The 8089-nt window shown below is 61.1% G+C and carries 8 protein-coding genes, 1 pseudogene and 1 riboswitch; of the genes and pseudogenes, 4 read left to right on the top strand and 5 right to left on the bottom strand.

Annotated features, from left to right (window positions below; all coding sequences use genetic code 11):
• Window positions 1-186 (top strand): annotated as a pseudogene (locus G5358_RS19185) (oxalate/formate antiport family MFS transporter); the annotation flags it as partial.
• Window positions 187-259: 73 nt separating this feature from the next.
• Here the strand turns inward: G5358_RS19185 and G5358_RS19180 are convergent.
• From G5358_RS19180 to G5358_RS19165, 4 genes are all read right to left on the bottom strand, one after another.
• Window positions 260-1384, bottom strand: coding sequence for a 5-(carboxyamino)imidazole ribonucleotide synthase (locus G5358_RS19180; RefSeq protein ID WP_421324722.1), 1125 nt, complete (start codon window positions 1382-1384; stop codon window positions 260-262).
• Window positions 1381-1890, bottom strand: a complete 510-nt coding sequence (gene purE / locus G5358_RS19175) for a 5-(carboxyamino)imidazole ribonucleotide mutase (protein ID WP_335817993.1) — start codon at window positions 1888-1890, stop codon at window positions 1381-1383. Before purE ends, G5358_RS19180 begins: the two co-directional genes overlap by 4 nt.
• 63 nt (window positions 1891-1953) lie before the next feature.
• Window positions 1954-2256 carry a P-II family nitrogen regulator gene (locus tag G5358_RS19170; protein WP_005321666.1) on the bottom strand — a complete coding sequence of 101 codons (303 nt, stop codon included), beginning with the start codon at window positions 2254-2256 and terminating at the stop codon, window positions 1954-1956.
• Between the two features lie 4 nt (window positions 2257-2260).
• Entirely contained in the window at window positions 2261-3187 is a 927-nt protein-coding gene (locus tag G5358_RS19165; RefSeq protein WP_005342109.1) for a sodium-dependent bicarbonate transport family permease, read from the bottom strand.
• Window positions 3188-3296: 109 nt separating this feature from the next.
• Here G5358_RS19165 and G5358_RS19160 point away from each other — a divergent pair, with 109 nt between their 5' ends.
• From G5358_RS19160 to murI, 3 genes are all read left to right on the top strand, one after another.
• Window positions 3297-4199, top strand: coding sequence for a LysR family transcriptional regulator (locus G5358_RS19160; protein WP_182970116.1), 903 nt, complete (start codon window positions 3297-3299; stop codon window positions 4197-4199).
• A 35-nt stretch (window positions 4200-4234) separates the two neighbouring features.
• A riboswitch (cobalamin riboswitch) is annotated at window positions 4235-4413 on the top strand.
• Window positions 4414-4464: 51 nt separating this feature from the next.
• Window positions 4465-6315: a TonB-dependent receptor domain-containing protein gene (locus G5358_RS19155; RefSeq protein ID WP_421324721.1), complete on the top strand. Its 1851-nt coding sequence runs from the start codon at window positions 4465-4467 to the stop codon at window positions 6313-6315.
• 108 nt (window positions 6316-6423) lie between these two features.
• On the top strand, window positions 6424-7227 hold the full coding sequence (murI, locus tag G5358_RS19150) for a glutamate racemase (RefSeq protein WP_421324720.1): 804 nt from the start codon (window positions 6424-6426) through the stop codon (window positions 7225-7227).
• Window positions 7228-7234: 7 nt separating this feature from the next.
• On the opposite strand, the gene G5358_RS19145 is transcribed toward murI, so the two are convergent.
• Window positions 7235-7726: an RNA recognition motif domain-containing protein gene (locus tag G5358_RS19145; protein WP_005342104.1), complete on the bottom strand. Its 492-nt coding sequence runs from the start codon at window positions 7724-7726 to the stop codon at window positions 7235-7237.
• Window positions 7727-8089 lie beyond the last annotated feature (363 nt).

Here is an 8089-nt window from a genome sequence, read left to right as displayed (position 1 = left end):
CTGACCAAGAACTACGGCGTCATCTATCTGGGCTTTGGTCTGGGCAGCATCATCGGCTCCATCGTGGCCTCCCTGTTTGGCGGCTTTATGGCGACCTTCCACCTGATCCTGGTGTTGCTGGTGGTGGCGCTGGTGCTCTCCCTCACCATTCGCCTGCCGGCACCGGTAGCGGTAGAGCGGGCCTGATAAGTCTCCCTGCCACAGCAAGCAAAAATAGAGACCCGGGCCATGCCCGGGTCTTTGCATTTCCGATGCTCGATCAGCGTGGCGCCAGTCCCAGCAGCTGGCGGGCCTGACGGCAGCTCTCTTCCACCGTTGACCACTCATCACCGGTTACCGTGATATGGCCCATCTTGCGGCCGGGGCGGGGTTCGCCCTTGCCATAGAGGTGCAGATGCAGGCCGGGCAGCGTCAGCAGGGCGGCCCAGTCTGGCGTGCCGTTTTGCCAGAGATCCCCCAGCAGGTTGATTAACAGGGCGGGGCGCACGGCGATCTGCTCTGGCAGCGGCAGATCGCACAGGGCGCGCACCTGCAACTCGAACTGACTGTATGCAGCGTTGTCGAGGCTGGGGTGACCCGAGTTGTGGGGGCGGGGCGCCAGCTCGTTGACCAACAGGCGGCCTTCCACCAGAAAGAACTCCACCGTCAGCACCCCGACGTAATCGAGGGCTGCGATCAGCCGCTCAGCGATTCCTTTGGCTTCGCTCTCCAGCACAGGCATATTGGCCGGGGAGCGAGTCTGATCGAGGATGCCGCCGCGGTGCCAGTTCTGTACCAGCGGCAGGGCGCTGATGGCACCATTCGGACTGCGCGCCAGGGTCAGGGCAAACTCCCCCTCCAGTGCCAGCCGTTTTTCCAGCACGCAGGGCACGCCACTGGCTGCCAGCGCGCTCGCCAGCTCATCCAGATTGCTCACCTGCCACTGTCCCTTGCCGTCGTACCCTTCGCGGGCCGTCTTGAGAATGGCGGGCAAGAGTTCGCTGGCCTCTGCGGGGATAGGCTCTTCCGGCAGTAGCGCCAGATAGGGTGCGACCCGGATGTTGGCTCCGCGCAGAAAGGCTTTCTCTTCACGGCGATCCTGACAGATGCGCACCGCGCTGGCGCCCGGGCGTACCGGCTTTTGTTTTTCGAGCAGTGCCAGGGTGGCGGCGGGCACATTTTCGAACTCGCAGCTGATGGCCTCGCAGCGGCTGGCCAGTTCGTGCAGGGCTGCGGTGTCGTCATAGGGGGCGACAATATGGTGATCGGCTGCGGCCCCGGCGATGCTGGCCGGATCGGGATCCAGCACCACTACCTTGTAGCCGAGGCGGTGGGCGGCCATCACAAAGTAGCGGCCAAGCTGGCCGCCCCCCAGCATGCCGAGGGTGGCGGGTGGCAGGATCATGTCGGTTCCTCCAGCGTGAGGGCCAGCACCCGGTCGCGCTCGCGGGTGCGGGAGTCGTCGAGCTGCTGCCGGTAGCGGGGGGCGTCGTCGTCTTGTGCGACCGAGAGCAGGGAGACGGCGAACAGAGCGGCGTTGGCCGCTCCCGCTTCGCCGATGGCGAAGGTGGCGACCGGTACCCCCTTGGGCATCTGCACGATGGAGAGTAGCGAGTCCATCCCCTTGAGATGTCGGGAGGGGATGGGCACCCCCAGCACCGGCAATGTGGTCTTGGCGGCGACCATACCCGGCAGGTGAGCGGCGCCACCGGCTCCGGCGATGATGGCGCGCAGGCCGCGCTCGCGGGCAGTGGCGGCATACTCGAACAGCAGATCCGGGGTGCGATGGGCCGAGACTACCTGTGCCTCGTAGGGCACGCCGTGCTCCTTGAGGATGCGGGCGGCAGCCTGCAGCACGGGCCAGTCGGAGTCGGAGCCCATTACCAGGCCGATCAGGGGAGGGGTGTTCATCTTTTCTGGTTCCTTGCTGTTAAACGTTTGCTTTTGGTGGGCAAAAAGAGCCGGCAAGCCGGCTCAGAATTTCTCGGGTCGCACGATTTCGACCGGTTGCAGAAAGGCGATCATGGCGTAATCGGGGTAGTAGCGACTCTGCAGGTGGGCCAGCAGCCGCTCCGCCTGCTCCCGGCTGCAGATGGCCTCCAGCCGGATGTTGCCGCTCTCGCTCCAGCTGGCGTTGCGCTCACCATGATCGCCACGACCGCGGGCATCGGTGATGGTGTAGCCGCGCAACCCCTCGCGGGTGAGGGTGCGCAGCAGGGTCGGCTCCAGATTGGCTTCCGTGATGACGGTCAGCAGGGTGCGGGTCTCGGTCTGCATGTGGCTACTCCGTGAAGTGGCGGGCCCAGCTGTGGTAGAGCGGGATCCCCAGCATGATGTTGAACGGGAAGGTGACCCCCAGCACGGCGCTGAGGGACAGCCCCGGATTGGCCTGAGGCACGGCGATGCGCATGGTGGCCGGCACGGCAATATAGGAGGCGCTGGCCGCCAGGGTGGCCAGCAGGGTCAGGCCGCCGAGAGAGAGGCCCATCAGCTGGCCAGCAGCCAATCCCAGCCCCGCCGAGGCGAGCGGCATCAACAGGGCGAAACCGAGTAGGAACAGGCCGTGGCGGCGCAGATCCTGACACTGACGGGCGACGATGAGGCCCATCTCCAGCAGGAACAGCGCCAGCGCACCCTTGAACAGGTCGACAAACAGCGGTTTGAGCGGGGCAATCCCGTCCGGCCCGGCCAGATAGCCGATGGCCATGCCGCCGAGCAGCAGGGTTACCCCTTTGCCGAGGAAGGTCTCGTGGGCCAGCATGCGCCAGCGGGTCTCGCGGCTGATGCCCCGGGCCAGCACTATGCCCACCAGAATGGCGGGGATCTCCATCACTGCCAGGAAGATGGAGAGCTGGGATTCAAAGCTGATGCCCCGCTCGGTGAGCCAGTTCACCCCGACCGCAAAGGTGGCGACGCTGACCGAACCATAGTGGGCGGCGGTGGCAGCGGCATCGACCCGGTTCATCTTGAGGCGCAGCACGGCAAAGCCGAGCAGGGTCTGCACCACGCCGAGCAGGATCACCAGCGCCAGTTGTGGCAGCAGAGGTTGCAGGGATTGCTGGGCCAGACCGACGCCGCCCTTGAGGCCGATGGCCAGCAGCAGAAAGAGGGAGAGGGTGTCGTAGAGGGCAGGAGGCAGTTTGAGCTCGGAGCGCACCAGACCGGCCAGCAGACCAAACAGAAAGAAGAGTACAACAACGTCCAGCATGATGGTTCGTAGGGCAGTTCAGATAATGGTTGCATGCTAGAGCCCGCAATGTTTCGATAAAATCAGATTCTCGCTGATGGTTGTTCGGTAAAAACTGATAGGGAACGGCATGCTCAACTACAAACAGCTCTACTACTTCTGGCATGTGGCGCGCAGTGGCAGCGTGACGCAGGCCGCCGAACAGCTGCATCTCACGCCGCAGACCATCAGCGGTCAGGTTGCAGAGCTGGAGCAGTCCCTCGGGGTGGCGCTGTTCAACCGGGTGGGGCGGCGTCTGGTGCTGACCGCCGCCGGACGGCAGGCGCAGGAGCAGGCGGGGGCCATTTTCTCGCTCGGTGCCGAGCTGGAGCACACCCTGCGCCACGCCAGTCAGGAGCTGACCATGCAGGTGGGGATCGCCGATTCGGTACCCCGCACTCTGGCGTTCGAGCTGCTGGCCCCCGCCATGGCGCTGGCGACTCCGTTGCGGCTGGTGTGTCACGAGGAGCGGGCCGAGCAGCTGTTCAGCGAACTGGCCCGCCACAAGCTCGACATGGTGCTGATCGATCGCCCGCTCCCTCCCGACAGCGGCGTGCGTGGCTATAACCACGAGCTTGGGCGCAGCCCGCTGGCGCTGTTTGCCAGTCCCGAGTTGGCGGCGCGGGCGCGGGATGGCTTTCCCGCCTCGTTGGAGGGGTTGCCGCTGCTCATCCCCGGAGAGAAATCGGCTACCCACGATCGGCTGCTGGCCTGGTATCGCCAGCAGGGCATTCATCCCCATCTGGTGGGGCAGTTTGATGACTCCACTCTGATGAAGTCGTTCGGCAAGGCGGGGATGGGGATCTTCCCGGCGCCGCTGGCGATGGCTGACGAAATTGGTCGCCTCTACGGGGTGGAGCGAATTGCGACCCTCACCGACGTCACTCTCTCTTACTATCTGGTCTCGGCAGGGCGCCATCTTTCTCATCCCGGGGTACAGGCGGTGATGGAGGGGGCCCAGCAGCGGCTGGCGGCGCTGGTTGGCAATAAATAGAAATCTGGATGGCTATACATCCAGCTTGGCTCTGCCTATAATCCTCCCGCTTTGGCGCATCATGCTTAATAGGGAATCCGGTGAAAATCCGGAGCTGGCGCGCAGCGGTAAGGGGGAACGAAGCGACATCAGGGCACTGCCGTCAGGCGGGAAGCCGTCGCCGTAGGCTATCAGCCCCCGAGCCCGAAGACCTGCCAGAGTTCGTATTTCGGGCCGAGAGAAACCGGCCACGAAGTAGATACTTACGCGAACTTAAGGATCTCTCATGTCGAAGAAATTTCTGGCGGCTGCCCTGTTGCCGACGGCGGCGTTTGCCCAGCAGTTGACCATTCCCGTCAATCCCACCATGGTGGTGACCGCTACCCGCGTCGCCCAACCTGTCTCCAGCGTGCTTGCCCCGGTCAATGTGGTGACCCGGGACGAGATCGATCGCCTGCAAGCCCAGACCGTGACCGATGTGGTCAAGACCCTGCCCGGTGTGGAAGTGGTCAGCAATGGTGGCCGAGGCCAGCTCAGCTCGCTGCGGGTGCGTGGTGGCACCTCCTCCCAGACGCTGGTGCTGGTGGATGGGGTACGCAGTGCCTCCCTGACCGCCGGGATGACCGAACTGAATAACCTGCCGCTCAATCAGGTGGAGCGCATTGAATACATTCGTGGCCCGCGCGCCACCATCTACGGCTCCGACGCCATCGGTGGGGTGATCAACATCATTACCCGTCCCGACAAGGGGACAAATCAGCACAAGTTCAATATCGGTGCTGGTTCCCATCAACAGCGTCAGGCCGCTTTCAGTAGTGCCAGCCAGGTAGGTGAGGCGGGTCAGCTCAAGGTGGCTGGCGGTTTTGATGATGAAGAGGGTTACAACGTACACCCCTTGCCCGGCATCAACGATGGTGACCGTCACGGGCATCGGGGCTACAACGCCATGCTGGACTACCAGCAGGCCCTCGGCAGCAATTGGGATCTGTTCGGTACAACCCGCTGGTTCCGCAATGTGGCCCAGTATGCGGGGTCTGACGCAAACTATGCGCCGCATCGAGCCGAAACGTGGACTGAAAACCAGAGCTATCAGCTGGGGTCGCGCTATCACGATGATCGCTATCTGAGTGAGTTGCGTGGCGCCTTCTCCAGACAGGATGCGTACGACTATCTCGACAATAGCGGCCGCGATCAGGCCAATAATCGGACCTACACCCGCCAGTACAGCCTGAACTGGGTCAACAGCCTCAAGCTGAACGAGCTGTGGACGCTCGGCGGCGGTGCTGACTGGCAGCGCGACATGCTGGACGATCGCTCGCGATCTTCTGGCTCCCCCTATCCGGCAGGGGCCAAGGAGCGGGACAATACCGGGGTCTATGCCCTGGCCCAGTTCGACAACCAGACATGGCAGGGTGAGCTGAGCGGCCGCAGTGATGACAACGAGCAGTTTGGTCGTCACAACACCTGGCAAACCGGCGCAGGCTGGCGTTTTGTCGAGGATTACCGCCTGAGTGCCCGCTACGGCACCGGTTTCCGCGCCCCCTCCTTTAATGACCTCTACTATCCGGGCTCTGGCAATCCCAACCTGAAGCCGGAAGAGTCGAAGAGCAGCGAGCTGATGCTGGATGGTCAAACTGCGGGTGTCGAGTGGCGGGCCACCGGTTATCGCAACGACTTCGAACAGATGATCCAGTGGGCACCCAACAGTCAGGGTATGTGGACACCACAAAACGTTGGCAAGGCGCGCATTGAAGGGATCGAGCTGGAAGGGGAGTTCGACACTGGCTGGTTGAGTCATAGAGTCTCTGCCGAATACAAGGATCCCAAAGACAAGGTAACCGACAAGCAGTTGCAGCTGATCTCCCGCAAAGGGGCCAAGTGGGTGACGCAGGCGCAGTGGCAGCAGCTTGATGGTTCATTGAGCTGGATCTATCAGGGTGAGCGCTATGGCGATGTGGCCAACACCACAACACTTGGTGGCTACAGCGTGTGGAATCTGGCCGTTGGCTACAAGGTCACTCCAGCGCTCAAGGTATCTGGCAAGATCAACAACCTGCTTGATAAGGAGTATCAGACTGCGGTGGGTTATCCGACCGATGAGCGCGCTTACTACGTGACAATGGATTACTCACTCTAAGCCGGACCCGGCCAAGCGGAAAAATCAGGGGCCCTGCCATTGGCAGGGCCTTTTCTATTGGCGGCAGGCGGGAGTATGATCGCCGCCTTGCACCAAAGGGGAGCTCAAGTGGCCAATATTCTCGTGTTTGATTCCGGTATGGGTGGCCTGACCATCTACCGCGAGATCCGCCGCGTTCTGCCGGCACACAACTATTTCTACTGCTTCGACAACGCCAACTTCCCCTATGGTGAATTGAGCGAGCCCGCCCTGATTGCTGCCTGCACCCGCTTGGTGACCACCATGGTAGCCCGTCATCATATCGATCTGGTGGTGATTGCCTGCAACACGGCCAGCACCATAGCGCTGCCGGCCCTGCGTGAGGCACTGGATATTCCCGTGGTGGGGGTGGTGCCAGCCATCAAGCCCGCAGCTGCGCAGACTCGCAACGGTTGTATCGGTCTGCTGGCCACACCGGGCACCGTGAGTCGTGACTATACCCACGAGCTGATCGCCCAGTTTGCCCCGGGCAAGCGGGTGCTGCTCAAGGGCACCACCGAGCTGGTCATAGAAGCCGAACAAAAGCTGGCGGGCCTACCGGTCAATATGGCGCTACTGCGCGAGGTATTGGCCGATTGGCTGGAGGGGGAAGAAAAGCCGGATACGCTGGTGCTTGGTTGCACTCACTTCCCGCTACTCAATGAAGAGATTGGGCAACTGATGCCGCAATGTCAGCTTATTGACTCGGGCAGTGCCGTTGCCAAACGGGTGGCCTGGTTGCTGAGCAATGGCGGGCATGCTGTCATGCAGCCTGTACATATAGAAGAGGTAATTGCCAGGGCTTACTGTACCCGGCTGGATGGGGAGGCTCAAAAACTGACAGCCCCCTTGCAAGCATGGGGGCTGTCATCACTGAAAGAGGTTAGGTTCTGACGAGCGGTTAGGCGTCAGCTTCGCTACCTTCTCTTTCCTCTTTATCACGTTTGTCATTTGCTTCACGCACCTTGAGGGTGCGCTGCTGATACTCTTTATCATTCAAAGCGGCAATCGCTTTGGCGGCATCGGCGGCGGGCATCTCCACGAAACCGAAACCTCTGCGCTTGCCGGTTGCCTTGTCTTTCATCAACCGCACGGAAATTACCTGGCCCTGTTCGGCAAACAATTCGCGCACTGCGATCTCATTGGCGCGATAGGGCAGGTTGCCTACATATAAGGTGCAAGTCTCCTGATTGGCGATCGACTCGGCAACATTAGCCGGGGTTCGCTTCAGGAACAGCGGTACCACGAAACCGCCGATGGCCAGACCTGCTGCAAAAATCACTTCCGCTTTCAAAGAGAACTGCAGGGCCTGGGCAACCAGGTAGCCAACCACTGCCAATACCAGAGCAAGGATTGCGGCCTGCATATATACGGGAAACTTGGATAAATTCATCTTAAAAGACCTTTTGTAAATGAAAGCAAAAAAGGTGCAACACTATATTCACCTCCATGGTAACCAGCTTTCCTGATTGGCGCTACCATGGACCACTCGGGAGAGGTTATCGGCTCCAGTATGGCATTCCCAAGGTCACTAAAGGCGACATAAATGACGCTAAAATGGGAGTGAAATAACCGGATTGTGGATAACATTGTATATATACACTGAATAAGCTGTTTCTAATTGAATAATTTGAAATTTTCGTGATTTTCTTCAAAAAAAGTCTTGTCATCGCAGCGCCGCTCCCTATAATGCGCCCCTACCAGCACGGCGGAACACGCCGAACTGATGAGCCAGCTTCCTAGCGAAGTGGGCGCC

Origin of the sequence: Aeromonas sp. 604176, assembly GCF_049170755.1 — a bacterium.
GTDB lineage: Bacteria > Pseudomonadota > Gammaproteobacteria > Enterobacterales > Aeromonadaceae > Aeromonas > Aeromonas veronii_A.
This window is presented reverse-complemented; position numbering and strand designations above follow the sequence as displayed.